The sequence below is a fragment of the Microbacterium sp. 01T413_2 genome, assembly GCF_056398985.1.
The window spans coordinates 14039-28196 of record NZ_JBFTQL010000002.1; the positions used below are offsets into that span (position 1 = coordinate 14039).

General features: G+C 70.2%; 14 protein-coding genes, 1 tRNA gene and 1 riboswitch. Of the genes, 9 read left to right on the forward strand and 6 right to left on the reverse strand.

The window, feature by feature from the left end; genetic code table 11:
• Positions 1-11: 11 nt before the first annotated feature.
• Positions 12-76, reverse strand: a riboswitch (guanidine-III (ykkC-III) riboswitch).
• A 46-nt stretch (positions 77-122) separates the two neighbouring features.
• Positions 123-977 (reverse strand): LuxR C-terminal-related transcriptional regulator, encoded by an 855-nt coding sequence (locus AC1DMN_RS01360; RefSeq protein WP_440733723.1) that lies wholly within the window; start codon positions 975-977, stop codon positions 123-125.
• A 115-nt stretch (positions 978-1092) separates the two neighbouring features.
• Between AC1DMN_RS01360 and AC1DMN_RS01365 the strand changes: the two genes are divergently transcribed.
• Positions 1093-1440 carry a DUF485 domain-containing protein gene (locus AC1DMN_RS01365; RefSeq protein WP_477229529.1) on the forward strand — a complete coding sequence of 116 codons (348 nt, stop codon included), beginning with the start codon at positions 1093-1095 and terminating at the stop codon, positions 1438-1440.
• Positions 1437-3068 (forward strand): solute symporter family protein, encoded by a 1632-nt coding sequence (locus AC1DMN_RS01370; RefSeq protein WP_477229528.1) that lies wholly within the window; start codon positions 1437-1439, stop codon positions 3066-3068. The genes AC1DMN_RS01365 and AC1DMN_RS01370 overlap by 4 nt, the downstream gene beginning before the upstream one ends.
• 80 nt (positions 3069-3148) lie before the next feature.
• Here the strand turns inward: AC1DMN_RS01370 and AC1DMN_RS01375 are convergent, their stop codons facing one another.
• On the reverse strand, positions 3149-3706 hold the full coding sequence (locus tag AC1DMN_RS01375) for a methylated-DNA--[protein]-cysteine S-methyltransferase (protein ID WP_477229527.1): 558 nt from the start codon (positions 3704-3706) through the stop codon (positions 3149-3151).
• Between the two features lie 200 nt (positions 3707-3906).
• Here AC1DMN_RS01375 and AC1DMN_RS01380 point away from each other — a divergent pair, with 200 nt between their 5' ends.
• Positions 3907-7566: an AAA family ATPase gene (locus tag AC1DMN_RS01380; protein ID WP_477229526.1), complete on the forward strand. Its 3660-nt coding sequence runs from the start codon at positions 3907-3909 to the stop codon at positions 7564-7566.
• Positions 7559-7783, forward strand: coding sequence for a hypothetical protein (locus AC1DMN_RS01385; protein ID WP_440733718.1), 225 nt, complete (start codon positions 7559-7561; stop codon positions 7781-7783). Before AC1DMN_RS01380 ends, AC1DMN_RS01385 begins: the two co-directional genes overlap by 8 nt.
• A 70-nt stretch (positions 7784-7853) precedes the next feature.
• Here the strand turns inward: AC1DMN_RS01385 and mscL are convergent, their stop codons facing one another.
• The 3 genes from mscL to AC1DMN_RS01400 are packed head-to-tail and all read right to left on the reverse strand — an operon-like array spanning position 7854 to position 9161.
• Positions 7854-8237, reverse strand: coding sequence for a large conductance mechanosensitive channel protein MscL (gene mscL / locus AC1DMN_RS01390; protein WP_477229525.1), 384 nt, complete (start codon positions 8235-8237; stop codon positions 7854-7856).
• Positions 8238-8265: 28 nt separating this feature from the next.
• On the reverse strand, positions 8266-8541 hold the full coding sequence (locus tag AC1DMN_RS01395) for an FmdB family zinc ribbon protein (RefSeq protein WP_440733716.1): 276 nt from the start codon (positions 8539-8541) through the stop codon (positions 8266-8268).
• A 29-nt stretch (positions 8542-8570) separates the two neighbouring features.
• Positions 8571-9161: a 5-formyltetrahydrofolate cyclo-ligase gene (locus AC1DMN_RS01400; RefSeq protein ID WP_441976426.1), complete on the reverse strand. Its 591-nt coding sequence runs from the start codon at positions 9159-9161 to the stop codon at positions 8571-8573.
• A 74-nt stretch (positions 9162-9235) separates the two neighbouring features.
• On the opposite strand from AC1DMN_RS01400, the gene galU reads away from it, so the two are divergent.
• Both galU and AC1DMN_RS01410 read left to right on the forward strand, forming a co-directional pair.
• Positions 9236-10132 carry a UTP--glucose-1-phosphate uridylyltransferase GalU gene (gene galU / locus AC1DMN_RS01405; RefSeq protein ID WP_440733714.1) on the forward strand — a complete coding sequence of 299 codons (897 nt, stop codon included), beginning with the start codon at positions 9236-9238 and terminating at the stop codon, positions 10130-10132.
• A gap of 25 nt (positions 10133-10157) precedes the next feature.
• Positions 10158-10835, forward strand: coding sequence for a GNAT family N-acetyltransferase (locus AC1DMN_RS01410; RefSeq protein ID WP_477229709.1), 678 nt, complete (start codon positions 10158-10160; stop codon positions 10833-10835).
• Between the two features lie 23 nt (positions 10836-10858).
• Here the strand turns inward: AC1DMN_RS01410 and AC1DMN_RS01415 are convergent, their stop codons facing one another.
• Positions 10859-12265, reverse strand: coding sequence for an MFS transporter (locus tag AC1DMN_RS01415; protein ID WP_477229524.1), 1407 nt, complete (start codon positions 12263-12265; stop codon positions 10859-10861).
• Between the two features lie 93 nt (positions 12266-12358).
• Between AC1DMN_RS01415 and AC1DMN_RS01420 the strand changes: the two genes are divergently transcribed.
• The 3 genes from AC1DMN_RS01420 (at position 12359) to AC1DMN_RS01430 (ending at position 14151) form a co-directional block, all read left to right on the forward strand.
• Positions 12359-13228, forward strand: coding sequence for a hypothetical protein (locus AC1DMN_RS01420; protein ID WP_477229523.1), 870 nt, complete (start codon positions 12359-12361; stop codon positions 13226-13228).
• A gap of 86 nt (positions 13229-13314) precedes the next feature.
• Positions 13315-13387, forward strand: a tRNA-Ala gene (locus AC1DMN_RS01425).
• 212 nt (positions 13388-13599) lie between these two features.
• Positions 13600-14151, forward strand: coding sequence for a hypothetical protein (locus AC1DMN_RS01430; RefSeq protein ID WP_477229522.1), 552 nt, complete (start codon positions 13600-13602; stop codon positions 14149-14151).
• The last annotated feature ends 7 nt before the right edge of the window (positions 14152-14158 follow it).

Genomic DNA, 14158 nt, shown 5'->3' on the forward strand with positions numbered 1-14158 from the left:
GCGGGCCTCCTTGAGAGCCAGTCTTTTCGCTGTCCGGGTACTGGCCCGCCTCGTCCGGGTGCGCATTGCGCGATTCCGAGCATAGCCGCACACCCTGGGCAGGAGCAGGGCAGCGCAGAGGGTCAGGGGATCAGTCCGTCCCGCCGCGCCCGGGCGACGGCGGCGTGGCGGGTCGGGGCGTCGAGCTTGGCCATCGCGGTGCCCAGGTACGCCTTCACCGTGGACTCGCGCAGTCCCAGCTCACCTGCGACCTGCGCGTTGGTCTGACCGAGGGCTGCGCAGCTCAGCACGTCGAGCTCGCGCGGGGACAGGTGCACCTCGGCGGCGCGCGACCGTGGCGCAGGCGCGGAGAGTGCGAGCAGGCGGTGCTCGAGATCACCGAGGCGTTCGCGCACCGCCGGGTCCGGCACGAGGGCGGCGACGGCGCGCAGCTCGGCGAAACTCTCGCGCAGTTCTTCGCGCTGTGCGGGGCTCAACGAGGGCGGGGGAGCCGGCGTGCTCATGGAGCGCAGCCGCCGCTCCACCTCTTCGCGGATGCGCAGTTCGCCGGCGAGCGCGTCCGCGATCTGCATCGCCGGGGCGGTGGTGATTCCGCCGGCCGGAGATTCCTCCCAGGTCCCGGCGTACAGCACGCCACGCGGCCGTCCGGACACGATCACGGGGATCGCGAGCAGCGTGCGCAGACCTTCGCCCAGCACGAAGCCGTCGTAGTCGTGGGTGATCTGCCGCGAGGCGCCGTAGTCGTGGGTCATCCGAGGACGAAGTTCGGTCATGGCCCGTCCCCCGAGACCGCGCTGCGGCTGCACCCTGAGGCCCTCGAGGCTGCGGGTGCGGGAGCCGACGATCGCGGTGACCGGAACCTCACCGCTGTCGAGCAGGCCGCCGAAGGCGACCGGGAATCGGGTGCGCCGGATCAGGTCGCGCACGGCCTGCGCGACCAGATCCGCATCGGATCCGACTGTCTCGAACGAGTTCACCGACTACCAACTTCCGGGGGTGCCCGCCCCGTCTGGTCGTTTCGTAGCGTCGACGTTATCACTCCGGCGCGCATCGGGGCTCGCCGGAGAAATCGATATGAGGCGAGGAGGCCCCATGTCCGAAACCACTGATGCGCACACATCCGATGCCATCGACTATCAGCAGGTGCAGGAATCGGAACCGTTCCGCAGGTTGCGCCGCGAGCATCGATCCTTCGTGTTCCCGCTCGCAGTGCTGTTCCTGGTCTGGTATTTCGTGTATGTCCTGCTCGCGGCATTCGCTCCGCATTTCATGGCGCAGCCGGTGTGGGGAGACATCACCGTCGGGCTGCTGTTCGGTCTCGGCCAGTTCGTGACGACATTCGCGATCACGATGGGCTATGTCGCATTCGCGAACCGGAAGCTGGATCCGCAATCCGCGAGCATTCGCGAGACGCTGGAGAAGACGGAGGCGGGGGCATGATCGTCATTCATTCCGCCGCCGGCTCCACGCTCGAGCAGAGCAATCCGGTGCTGAACATCTCCGTCTTCCTCGCGTTCGTCGCCGTGACGCTGTTCATCGTGATCAGGGCGAGCCGGAACAACAAGACCGCAGCGGACTACTACGCGGCCGGTCGCAGTTTCACCGGCCCGCAGAACGGTTTCGCGATCGCCGGCGACTACCTCTCCGCGGCGTCCTTCCTGGGCATCTGCGGCGCGATCGCCGTGAACGGGTACGACGGGTTCCTCTACTCGATCGGGTTCCTCGTCGCCTGGCTCGTGGCGTTGCTGCTGGTGGCCGAGCTGATGCGCAACACCGGGAAGTTCACGATGGCCGACGTGCTCTCGTTCCGGCTCAGGCAGCGGCCGGTGCGGATGGCGGCGGCGCTCACGACCCTCGCGGTGTGCTTCTTCTACCTGCTCGCGCAGATGGCGGGCGCCGGCGGCCTGGTCTCGCTGCTGCTCGGCATCAGCGACAAGCTCGGGCAATCGCTCATCATCGCGGTGGTCGGCGTGCTGATGATCGTGTACGTGCTGATCGGCGGGATGAAGGGGACGACCTGGGTGCAGATCGTCAAGGCGGGTCTGCTGATCGCCGGCGCGGTCGCGATGACCGTCTGGGTGCTCGCACTGAACGGCTTCTCCCTGAACACCCTCCTGGAGAGCGCGGTGGCGGCATCCGCCTCGGACCCGAAGGACGCGATCCTCGGCCCGGGACTGAAGTACGGTGCCAATCCCTGGGACTTCATCTCCCTCGCGCTCGCCTTGGTGCTGGGCACCGCCGGGCTTCCACATGTGCTGATGCGCTTCTACACGGTGCCCACGGCGAAGGAGGCTCGTCGCTCCGTGGTGTGGGCCATCTGGCTGATCGGCATCTTCTACCTGCTCACCCTGGTGCTCGGGTACGGCGCCGGCGCACTGGTCGGACCTCAGTCGATCATGGCGGCGCCGGGCGGCGTGAACTCCGCGGCGCCGCTGCTCGCGCTCCATCTCGGCGGTCCCGTGCTGATGGGCTTCATCTCGGCGGTGGCGTTCGCGACCATCCTCGCGGTGGTGGCGGGGCTCACGATCACGGCGGCCGCGTCGTTCGCGCACGACATCTACGCGAACGTGGTGAAACGCGGCAGGAACGGCGACGGCCAGGCGGATCCGAACGGCGAGGTTCGCGTGGCGCGCCGTACCGTGATCGTGATCGGCGTGCTCGCGATCCTCGGCGGCATCGGAGCACAGGGGCAGAACATCGCCTTCCTCGTGGCGCTGGCGTTCGCTGTGGCCGCCTCGGCGAACCTGCCGACGATCCTGTACTCGCTGTTCTGGAAGCGCTTCACCACGCAGGGCGCGGTATGGAGCATGTACGGGGGCTTGGCGGCGGCGATCATCCTGATCGTGCTGTCGCCGGTGTTCTCCGGCAAACCCACCTCGTTCCTGCCGGGCGTGAACTTCGCCGTCTGGCCACTGGAGAACCCGGGGATCCTGTCGATCCCGCTCGGATTCCTGCTGGGCTGGCTCGGATCCGTACTGGACCGGGGCACGGAGGATCGGCGGCTCGCCGCCGAGATGGAGGTGCGCTCGCTCACCGGCTACGGCGCGGAGAAGGCGGTGGAGCACTGAGCCGCCCGCACTGACGAAGGGGTGCGCGCACCCGCGCGCCCGCCGCGCATCCCGCCCGGATGCGCGTCCGCCCCGGCGGCCTACACGCCGGGGCGGACGTCGACCGCGGTGCGGCCTCGGGCGGCCGCATCCGCCTCCAGGTCCAGCAGGTACCGCTTGCGCTCGGGATGCGCCCCGTACTGGCCGGGCGAGCCGTCGGCACGCACCACGCGGTGCACGGGCACGACGATCGAGAAGGGGGTGTTCCGGCACGCGGTGCCCACCGCGCGAGCGGCACCGGGACTGCCGGCCATCGCCGCGACCTCGCCGTAGCTCGCGGACTCGCCCCAGGGAATCTCGGACACGGCCTGCAGGGCGGCGCGTGTGAAGCCGTTCACGAGCCGCCAGTCCAGGGCGAGCTCCTGATCGAAGCGGATCGGCTCTCCGTCGAAGTACGCGTGCAGCAGTGCGTCGACCTCGGCGCCCGCGCCCGGATCCGGTTCCGGCAGCGCATGCAGCATCCGTGCGGTCGCCTCCAGCGCCCAGGGCGAGCCGCGGTGCATCCCCTCCGGCAGGTCGAAGGCCACCAGCCCCTCGTCGGAGAAGACGAGCAGCGCGTCCCCGAACGGGGTGTCGGCGAAGTCGTAGCGGTAGGTCATGCACCCATCCTCGGTCACCGCCGGCGCCGACGGAGGCCGAGAGGCGCAATCGGTGGGGAACATCGGGAAAAGGCCCGCTGTGGAGGGAGAAAGCACCTGAATCCGGCGAAACCCAGCGGATCTGACGGTTCTGCCCATGCGGCACGCCTAGTCTTTGTCGTGTGTGGCGACGTGACGGGAAGAACGCGGAGGACAAGTCCGTGACGCCCAGCGACGTCGACGTGGCGGAGCCGGGCGTACAGGTGGTGCATGCCGCCACGGTCGAGCGCGCCCGTCTCAGGGCGGAGGCCGCGGAGCTCGGCGGGCCGTCGCCGCTCACTGCCTACCGCGACGTCGCCGGCGGCGGAATCGACATCTCGCGGGCGCATCCCGGGAGCCTTCCCCAGTTCATCACCGGCCGCTCCACGCTGCTCTCGAACCTGTTCCGCGACGAGGTGGGGCTGCGCAACGCCCGTCTGGCTGCCGACCGCATCACCGCGAAGAACACCGAGCTGCGCACTGTGCGAGGCCTCGACGCCGTGCACCTCGCGGTCGGGCTGTGCACCTGGCGGATCGGCGGCGTCGACTACGCCGCCCCGATGCTGCTGCGTCCGCTGGCGATCCGACGGCACTACGCCGACTACGAGCTGAAGCTGCACGGGCAGTTCTTCCTCAACCCGGAGCTGGTGCGCATCGCCCGCGACCACTTCGGGATCACGATCGACGACGCCCGGCTCGCCGCCCTGGCGTATCAGAACGGCGTGTTCGCACCGCAGCCCGCCATCGACATGCTCCGTGCGGCGACCTCGTCCGTCGACACGTTCTCCGTGCAGCCGCGCATGGTCGTCTCCACCTTCGCCGATGTCGGCACCGCGATGGCCCGCGACGCCCACGACCTCGACCACCCCGTGCTCAATGCGCTGGCCGGGCACGCGGCCGATCGCGAGCGGGTCACCGCACCCGGTCCGACCCCCTCCGCCGCCGGTCCGGACGACCGGGCACCGGCCTCCGACAACCTGCTCCTCGACGCGGACAACGAGCAGGAGCAGGTGCTGGCGCGCATCGCGGCCGGGCACTCGCTCACGGTGTCGACGCTGCCGGGGACCGGCGGGACGCAGACCGTGATCAACGCGATCGGCGAGCTGGTGCGCGCGGGCAAGCGCGTGCTCGTCGTCTCGCCGCGACGCTCGACGCTCGACGGCGTGCGGCACCGCTTGAGCGGGATCGGGCTGGACGGATTCGCCGTGTCGCCCGCCTCCGTGCGCCGGGACCTGGTGCGCGCGATCGGACGCAACGAGAAGGCGGCCCCGCCCAAGCTCGCCGAGATCGACGACGCCCTGCTCCGGCTGCGCACGGTGCTGCGCGACTACCGCCGCGCGCTGACCGAGAAGGATCCGGCGCTGGGCGCCAGCGTGCTCGACGCCACCCGCATGCTTACCCGGCTCGCGCTGCTGCCGACGCCGCCGTCCACCACCGCGCGGCTCGGTCGGCCGGCGCTGCAGAACCTCGCGGAGGACCGCACGCATGCCGCCGAGGCCCTTGCGCAGGCCGCGCGGCTGGGCGAGTTCCGGTTCGGGCCCGACGACTCGCCCTGGTACGGCGTCGTCTTCGCCTCCTCCGACGAGGCGCACCGCGTGCACGCGCTCGCCGAGCGGCTGCATGCGCGCACCGTGCCGGATCTGCTCGAGCAGGGCTACGAGCTGGTCGCCCAGACGCGCATGCGCCCGTTCGCGACGATCTCCGAGCTCGGCGAGTACCTGCGGCTGCTGCAGGGGATCCGCGACTCGCTCGACCGTTTCACCCCGGCCGTGTTCGAGCGTCCGCTCGGGGAGCTCATCAAGGCTCACGGCAACCGTCGGGAGAGCGCTGCGCTGACCGGTGCGAACCGTCGCCGGCTGCGCCAGCTCGCCAAGGAGTACGTGCGACCCGGTGCGCACGTGGGCGACATGCACGAGGCGCTCACGCGTATCCAGAGCCAGCGCACCGAATGGCAACGCTATGTCGACGCCGGCGTCGCCCCCGAGGTGCCGCTCGGGCTCGCCGACGTCTCCGTGGCCTGGCGCGACGTCGACGCGCAGCTCGCCGAACTCGACGCGGCGCTGGGACGTCGCGAGCCGCTCGCGACGCTGCCGGTCGCGCGCCTGCTGCGCACGCTCGCCGGTCTCGCGGCGAAGTCCGACGTCTTCGAGAACCTCATCGAGCGCGCCCGGATCCGAGACGAACTGGCACGTCTCGGGCTCGAGCCGCTGCTGATCGACCTGTCCACCAGGCACCTCTCGGAGGATCGGGTGGGCGCCGAGCTGGAGTACGCCTGGTGGCAGTCGCTGCTCGAGCAGGCGCTGCGCCAGAACCGCTCGCTGCTGGGCGCGAACACCTCGGTCGTAGATCAGCTCGAGCGCGACTTCCGCCTCGTCGACGAGGCGCATGCCGGCGCCGCAGGTCCCCTGCTCGCCTGGCAACTGAGCGGCCAGTGGCGGATCTCGATCGTGGACGAAGCCGCAGAGGCGCAGAATCTGCGTCACGGGCTCACCCAGCACCGCACCACGGTCGCCGAGCTGGTGGCTGCGGCGCCCACGCTCATGCGCGTGCTCGCGCCCGTCTGGATCGCCTCGCCCTATCAGGTGCCGGATCTGCCCGACTCGATCGAGTTCGACACCGTGATCCTGGTCGACGCCGCCGCGATCAACCTGGCCGAGGCGACGCCGGCCATCCGCCGCGCCCGCCAGATCGTCGCGTTCGGCGATCCTGTGCTGCAGAAGCCGACCGCGTTCCAGGTGGCCACGATGCCCGCGGAGGACCGCGAGGAGGAGGAACCGTTCGACGAGACCTCTGTGTTCGAGCGCCTCTCCGAACTGCTGCCCGTGGTCACCCTGACCCGCAGCTACCGCGCCGGCGGTGAGGATCTCGCCTCGCTCATCAACGACGCGTTCTACGGCGGCGAGATCGTGTCACTGCCGTGGGCAGGCTCCTATCTCGGACGCGGATCCCTGACCGTCGACTACGTCGAGGGTGGCGTCGGCATCCCGCACCCGGAGACCGGCGCGATGGAGAGCCCCGAGGCCGAGGTCGCGCGCGTCGTGACGCTCGTGGTGGAGCACGCGGTGCACCGCCCGACCGAGTCGCTCATGGTCGTCACCGCGAGCCGCCGGCATGCCGAGCGGGTCTTCGCGGCCGTGTCCGTCGCCTTCGCGGGGCGCAGCGACGTGGCCGAGTTCGTCGGAAGGGACACCCAGGAGCCCTTCGTCGTGCTGACGCTCGAGGAGGCGGCGGCGGAGAGCCGCGACCGCGTGATCTTCTCCCTCGGCTACGGCGTCACCAAGCACGGCCGTGTGCTCAGCGACTTCGGCGACCTGTCCTCGCCCGACGGCGACCGCCTGCTCACGATCGGCATGACCAGGGCGCGCCGGTCGATGGTGATCGTCTCATCGATCCGGCCATCCTCGTTCGACGAGGGCCGCCTCGATCACGGTGCCGCGACGCTCATGGCGATCCTCGGCGACCTCGCCGGCCACGCCCGCGAGGAGCGCTCGGAGGACCAGGCGGATCCGCTCACGCTCGCGCTCGCCAGAGAACTGCGGCGCATCGGGGTCTCGGTCGACGTGGACTACCGCGGACTGCTGCCCCTGGTGGCGCAGCACGCCGGCAAGGCGGTTGTGATCGAACCGGATCCGGAATCGCGTCCCGAGTCGCTCCGGGAGACGCTGCGGCTGCGCCCGCAGGTGCTGCGACGCCTCGGCTGGCACTACATCCGCGTGCACGCCTTCGACCTGTACAGCGATCCCGCCGGCGTCGCACGCCGCATCGGCGAGGTGCTGGGGGTGCCGCTCGACGCGCCGCGCGTGGACGGCGACACCCAGCCGCTCGATGTCGACGATGCCTGACGGGGAGCCTGCTGCGTCGTCGGAGGCGGGTTCGGACGGATCCGGATCACGGCAGCGCATCGTGCGCGTGCGCGGTTCACGACGTGCGAAGCTGACACCGGCGCCTGGCACGCACGCCGAGCCGGATGAGCGCGACCGCGATTCCGGAGCGACGGCACAGGGCGCTTCGGGGCCGAACGACGCCGCCCTGCGCCGCGAGGTGCCGCCGCACTACTGACATCGGCGGCCCGCAGACGACGACGCCCCCGGTCACCACGAGGGCGCGGGGGCATCGAGGTTGGATCCGGTCAGGCCGACTTCTGCTTCTCGAGCAGGTCGCGGATCTGGATGAGCAGAACCTGCTCGCTGGGCAGCTCCTCGGGCGCCTCGACGACGCCCGCCTTCGCGGCCTGGCGCTCCTTGTACTTGTTCATCGGCAGGACAAACACGAGGTAGACGATCAGCGCGATCGCGAGGAACTTGATGACCGCGCCGATCACAGCACCGATGCCGAAGACGCCGATCTTGAACGCGTTGAGGTCATCTGCATTGAACAGCAGACCGATGAGCGGATTGATCAGGTTGTCGACGATGGCGGTGACGATCGCCGAGAAGGCAGCGCCGATGACGACCGCGACCGCCAGGTCGATCACGTTTCCCTGTGCGATGAAATCTCTGAAACCCTTGATCATGCTTCTTTCTCTCCCCTGAAGTTCGGCCTCAGGATCCCGAGGCCGGTGCGGAGGCGGGCGCAGGTTTGGCGCTCGCCGTCGATTCCGTCTTCGATGATGCCCCCGCCGAAGAGGAAACCCCAGATCCCGCGCGGGAGTCGGTGCGATAGAAGCCCGAGCCGTTGAAGGTCACGCCGATCGATCCGTACTCCTTGCGCAGTCGCCCCTGACACTCGGGGCACTCGGTGAGGGCGCTGTCGGAGAAGGACTGGACGGCGTCGAAGCGGTGCCCGCAGACGGTGCAGGCATAGGAGTAAGTGGGCATGGGGCCTCGCAGGTCTCGGTTCGGGAAGGTCAGGTCAGGGGGAAGACGACGGTGCGCAGCGGCGTGACCGCGCCGGTGACCGGCTGGTCGTGCACGTCGTGCGGCACCTCGTCGAGGATCTCGGAGTCGTAGACGACGGCGTAGACGGGCGGGCACTTCTGCATCGAGCCGAGCGTGCGGTCGAAGTAACCGCGCCCCCAGCCCATGCGCATTCCCGTGCGATCGACGGCTGCCGCCGGGATGAGCAGCAGATCCACCTCATCCAGCGCCATCGGGTTGAGGATCTCGCCGGTGGGCTCGGGCAGTCCGTGCAAGCCCGTCGTGATCTCCTCCTCGGAGCCCGCCACCGCCCAGTCGAGCAGGCCGTCCTCGCGGGTGATCGGCAGCAGCACGCGGATGCCGCGGGCGAGCGCCTCGCGGATGAAGGTGCGCGTGCCGGGCTCGGTGGTGGTCGAGAGGAAGCAGGAGATCGAGCGCGCGCCGGTCGCGGCGATCAGCTCGTCGAGGCGTGCCCTGAGTGCGGTCTCGGCTGCGGCGCGCTGCTGATCCGACAGCAGGCCGCGGCGCTCGCGCAGATCGGCGCGCAGCGCGCGTTTCGCATGATCGATCTCGCCGGGCATGGCCCTGATTCTACCGGGGGTCCGCGCGTGTCGGCTGAGGGCCGGATCCGAGCAAGCGCCCGTAAGCTGAGCAGATGACGAAGGCACGCATCAAGGCCGTGATCCCCGCGGCCGGCCTGGGCACGCGCTTCCTGCCTGCCACGAAGGCGATGCCCAAGGAGATGCTGCCCGTCGTCGACAAGCCCGCGATCCAGTACGTGGTCGAAGAGGCCGTGGCCGCGGGCATCGACGACATCCTCGTGATCATCGGCCGGAACAAGAACGCGATCTCGAACCATTTCGACTCCGTGCCGGAGCTCGAGGGCAAGCTGACGCAGAAGGGCGACCACAGCCGCCTCGCCCGCGTCGTCGCATCCAGCGACATGGCGGACATCCACTATCTGCGCCAGGGTGAGCCCAAGGGCCTCGGGCATGCGGTGCTGCGCGCGCGCACGCATGTGGGTGACAGCTCGTTCGCGGTGCTGCTCGGCGACGACCTCATGGACGAGCGCGATCCGCTGCTGACGGCGATGATCGCCGAGCACGAGCGCACGGGCGCGGCCGTGATCGCGCTCATGGAGGTGGATCTCGACCAGATCCACCTGTACGGCACGGCGGCGGTGGACGGAACTCCGGACGGCGCCGCCGACGAGATCCGGCACGTGACCGGATTGGTCGAGAAGCCCGCCCGTGATGAGGCGCCGTCGAATCTCGCCGTGATCGGCCGCTACGTGCTGCCTGCCTCGATCTTCGAGATCCTCGAGCGCACGCCGCCCGGGAAGGGCGGGGAGATCCAGCTCACGGACGCGCTGCAGGAGCTCGCTGCGGATCCGGACGGGCCCGGCGTGCACGGCGTGATCTTCCGCGGGCGCCGCTATGACACGGGCGATCGCCTGGAGTACATCAAGGCGATCGTGCAGCTCGCCGCCGATCGCGATGACCTCGGGCCGGACCTGCGGGTCTGGCTCAAGGAGTTCGCCGAGAGGATCTGAGCGGATCGTGGACGTCTCGGCGCCGATGCGGCATGGACCGGTCGAGCTTCGGCTCATCCGGACCAAGGACGCGCGCCCGCTGCAGCATGAGCTGGTCACCAACCGGCGCTGGCTGCAGCCGTGGGAGGCGACGCTGCCCGGCCTGCAGACCGGCATCGACATGAGGGTGAGCATCCGGCGGCTGCTGCAGCAGTACCGGGACGGCAGCGGCTATCCGTTCGTGATGGAGTACGACGGGAAGATCGCCGGTCAGCTCAACATCTGGGGAGTCATGCGCGGATCCCTGTGCTCCGCGACGATCGGCTACTGGGTCAGTGAGCGCTTCGCGGGGCACGGGATCACCCCGGCCGCCGTCGCGATGGCGACCGACCTGGCGTTCACCGATCTGGGGCTGCACCGGATCGAGATCTGCCTGCGGCCGGAGAACCGGCCGAGCCTGCGCGTCGTGCAGAAGCTCGGCTTCCGATATGAGGGTATACGCCGCCGATTCATCCACATCGACGGAGACTGGCGCGACCACCTCGCGTTCTCGCTCGTGCGCGAGGACGTGCCGGAGGGCGTGCTGAACCGCTGGGCGTCGGGGCGCGTCCCCGCGGAATGGGCGGCCGTACCGGCGTCGGATCTGCCCTCGACCGGCGTGCAGGGCACAGCCGACGTGCAGGGCGATGTCGGGCTGCACGGGGAGGCGGGCGTCCAGGGCTGAGCGCGGCCCGCCCGTGAGGCGGCTCAGCCCTCGGCAGGATCGGTGACGGCCTCCGGGACGGGGCGGCGGATCCCGATCCACGACACGACCCCGCCGACCGCGAACAGGGCGGCGGTGACCCAGGTGGCGCTGTGGAAGCCCGCCAGGTTCAGCGTTCCGCCCACGATCGTGGAGATCATCGCGACCACGAGCAGGCCCGCCACGCGGGAGACCGCGTTGTTCACCGCCGAGGCGATGCCGGAGCGGCTCTCTTCGATCGATCCGAGGATCGCCGAGGTGAGCGGGGCGACGGTCAGCGACAGGCCGATGCCGAGCACGATCATCGCCGGCAGCACCTGCCACCAGTAGTCGAAGTCCTCGGAGACGAGGAGAAGCAGCAGAGCACCCGCGGCCATGACCAGCGGACCGCCCGCCATGAACAGCCGCGGCCCGAGCCGCCCGGCGAGCCGACCGACGCGCGAGCTGAGCAGGATCATCAGGATCGTGATCGGCAGGCTGGCAAGGCCCGCCTCGGTGGCCTTGAGCCCGGCGCCCTGCTGCAGGTAGACGCCGATCACGAAACCGTTCAGGGACAGGGCCGCGTACACGAAGAGGGTGGACAGGTTGCCCCACGCGAAGTTGCGCACCCGGAACAGGGACAGCGGCATCAGCGGGTGCGGGCGGCGCTGGCGCAGCAGGAAGATCGCCAGCAGAGCCGCTCCGCCGACGGCGGTGATCAGGATCACGGGGGAGCCCCACCCCTGATGCGGCTGCTCGATGAGCGCGTAGACCACGCCGCCGAGCCCGATGGCGCAGAGCGCCCCACTGAGCCAGTCCACCTGCGCGGTGCGCTCGTGCTCCGGCAGATGGAGCCGGCGCAGCAGCAGGAGCGTGACGGCGATCGGAAGCACGTTGATGAGGAACACGAAGCGCCAGGAGAGCAGATCCACGAACAGCCCGCCGAGCAACGGTCCGACCAGCTGCGCGGCGGTCGTGAAGGCGGTCCAGACCCCGATCGCCCTGGACTGCACCTCGCCGCGCATCACGGCCGTGATCAGCGCAAGCGAGCTCGGTACGAGCAGGGCGCCGGCGGCGCCCTGTGCGGCACGGGCGATGATGAGCACCAGGGGAGTGGGCGCGGCCGCGACGGCGATCGAGGCGACCCCGAACGCGATCAGTCCGATCCTCATCACGAGCACCCGACCGTAGGCGTCGGAGACGGATCCGGCGAGCAGGATCAGGGCGCTGAGCGTGATCAGGTAGGCGTCCACCGCCCACTGCTGGGTGGTGATGCCGCCGCCCAGCTCGCGGCTGATCGCAGGGAGGGCGACCGTGACGACGGTGCCGTCGAGGAACGTGACGAATGATGCGAGGACGGCGACGGCGATGACGAGTCGCTGCAGAGGGGTGAACGAGGCCACGAGGCCGACCCTACTCGCCGGTGCGGACATCGGGGCCGGTCGAGGGCCTGCGCCGGCTCGGCGTGGGGTCGGCGTGCGCGTGTCGGCGCGGTCACGGGCAGGCCGTCGCATACCGTGGAGGGCATGAACGGGCCGGTGCTGAGCGGGGGCGTGATCGTCCTGGTCGCGGCGCTGCTGTGGCTGCTCTACTTCCTGCCGTCGTGGCGGGGACAGCATCAGTACGACGCCGCCGAGCGCAACGCGCTGCGGCTGAACCGCGCTCTGCGCGTGCTCGCCGAGACCAGCGAGGCGCCGCGCGAGGTGCAGCTCGAGCTGAACGCCCGCACGGCTCTCGCGCAGCAGAAGCTGGCGAAGAAGCTGCAGACAGACCGGGAGCAGGCCGATCTGCAGCGGCTGCGCGAGCAGCTCGCTGCCACGCGCGCCGATCCCGCCTTCCTGCGCGCCCGCGCTCGCCGTCGTACTCGCCTCGTCGCCACGGTGATGTTCGTCCTCGCGCTCGCCGCGTCCGGCCTGGGCGTCTGGCAGCTGGTGACCGGCGCATCATCGATCCTGCTCTGGACCGGCGGTGCTGTCGCGGTACTCGCCCTGCTGCTGCTGCAGCGCATGGCGGCGGTCGCCCGTCGCGCGGCCCGCCGTGCCGCGCGCGTCGCGACGGCACCTGCGGTGGAGGAGTCGCCCGCGCGCGAGAGCGAGCTGCATGATCAGGGCCCGCGCACCTGGACGCCCCGCACACTGCCCGAGCCGCTCACCTCCGTCGCCGGATCCCGGGCGCACGCGGCGCGCGCCACGATCGACGCCCAGACCCTTGCTCGTGAGGCCGCCCGCGCCGCCGAGCTGCAGCGCAAGGCCGATGAACTCGCCCCGCAGGCCCCCGTGGAGCTGCCCGCGCCGACGGCTGCACAGGAGTCGCCGTACACGCGGATGGGCTACGTCGACGACGCCGAGATCGAGGCGCACGTGCGTCAGCTGCTCGCCCAGCGCGCCGCGGGCTGAGCGCGAGCCGACACGCCCGGCGGGTGCTGCAGACGTCGCCGATGACGAGCGCTTCCCCGTGCCCGTGCTAGGCTGATCTGGTTCACGGGCCCATGGCGCAGTTGGTAGCGCGCCTCGTTCGCATCGAGGAGGTCAGGGGTTCAAATCCCCTTGGGTCCACCGGAACAGAAAGCCCCGAGCAGTCGCTCGGGGCTTTCGTCGTCCTCGGCTGATGATTCCTGGGGCGACATCCGAGGCCCCGGGTCTCCTCGATGTCGAGTCATTCCGGCCCGCCGTCGTCGGCCGCCTTGCGACTGCTCCTTCGTCGCGCCCTTCCCCTTTTGTTGATACAGTCGTGCTAACAAAGTTCGAGCGGGGAAGGGTGGTGCGACATGATCCTGGCATTTGTCGTGGTGTGCGAGGTCGCGTTCTGGGTGACGATCGTCGCCGGGCTCGTCGCGCGGTACGTGCTGCGCCGGCCCCGCCTCGGCGCGGGATTCCTGATCGCGGCGCCGATGATCGATGTGGTTCTCCTCATCCTGGTCGCGTCCGACCTGCTCCGCGGCGGGACCGCGTCCTGGGAACATGGCCTGGCGGCGGTCTACATCGGCTTCTCGATCGCGTTCGGGCGTCCGCTCATCGCCTGGGCCGACATCCGTTTCGCGCATCGCTTCGCGGGCGGGCCTCGCCCGGTCGCGCTCGCTGGGTCGGCGTATGCGAAGAAGTGCTGGAAGGATCTGCTGCGCACCCTGCTGATGGCCGCGATCGCATCGGCGATCGTCGGGATCCTCGTCCTGCTGGTCGGTGACGCAGAGCGAACGGAGGGTCTGCTCGCCGGCTTCCGCATCGTCGGAATCGTGCTGGTCGTCGACCTCCTATGGGCCGTGAGCTACACGATCTGGCCGAAGAAGCCCGCGCCGCGACCGCAGCCGGTCCGTCCCTAGACTGGCG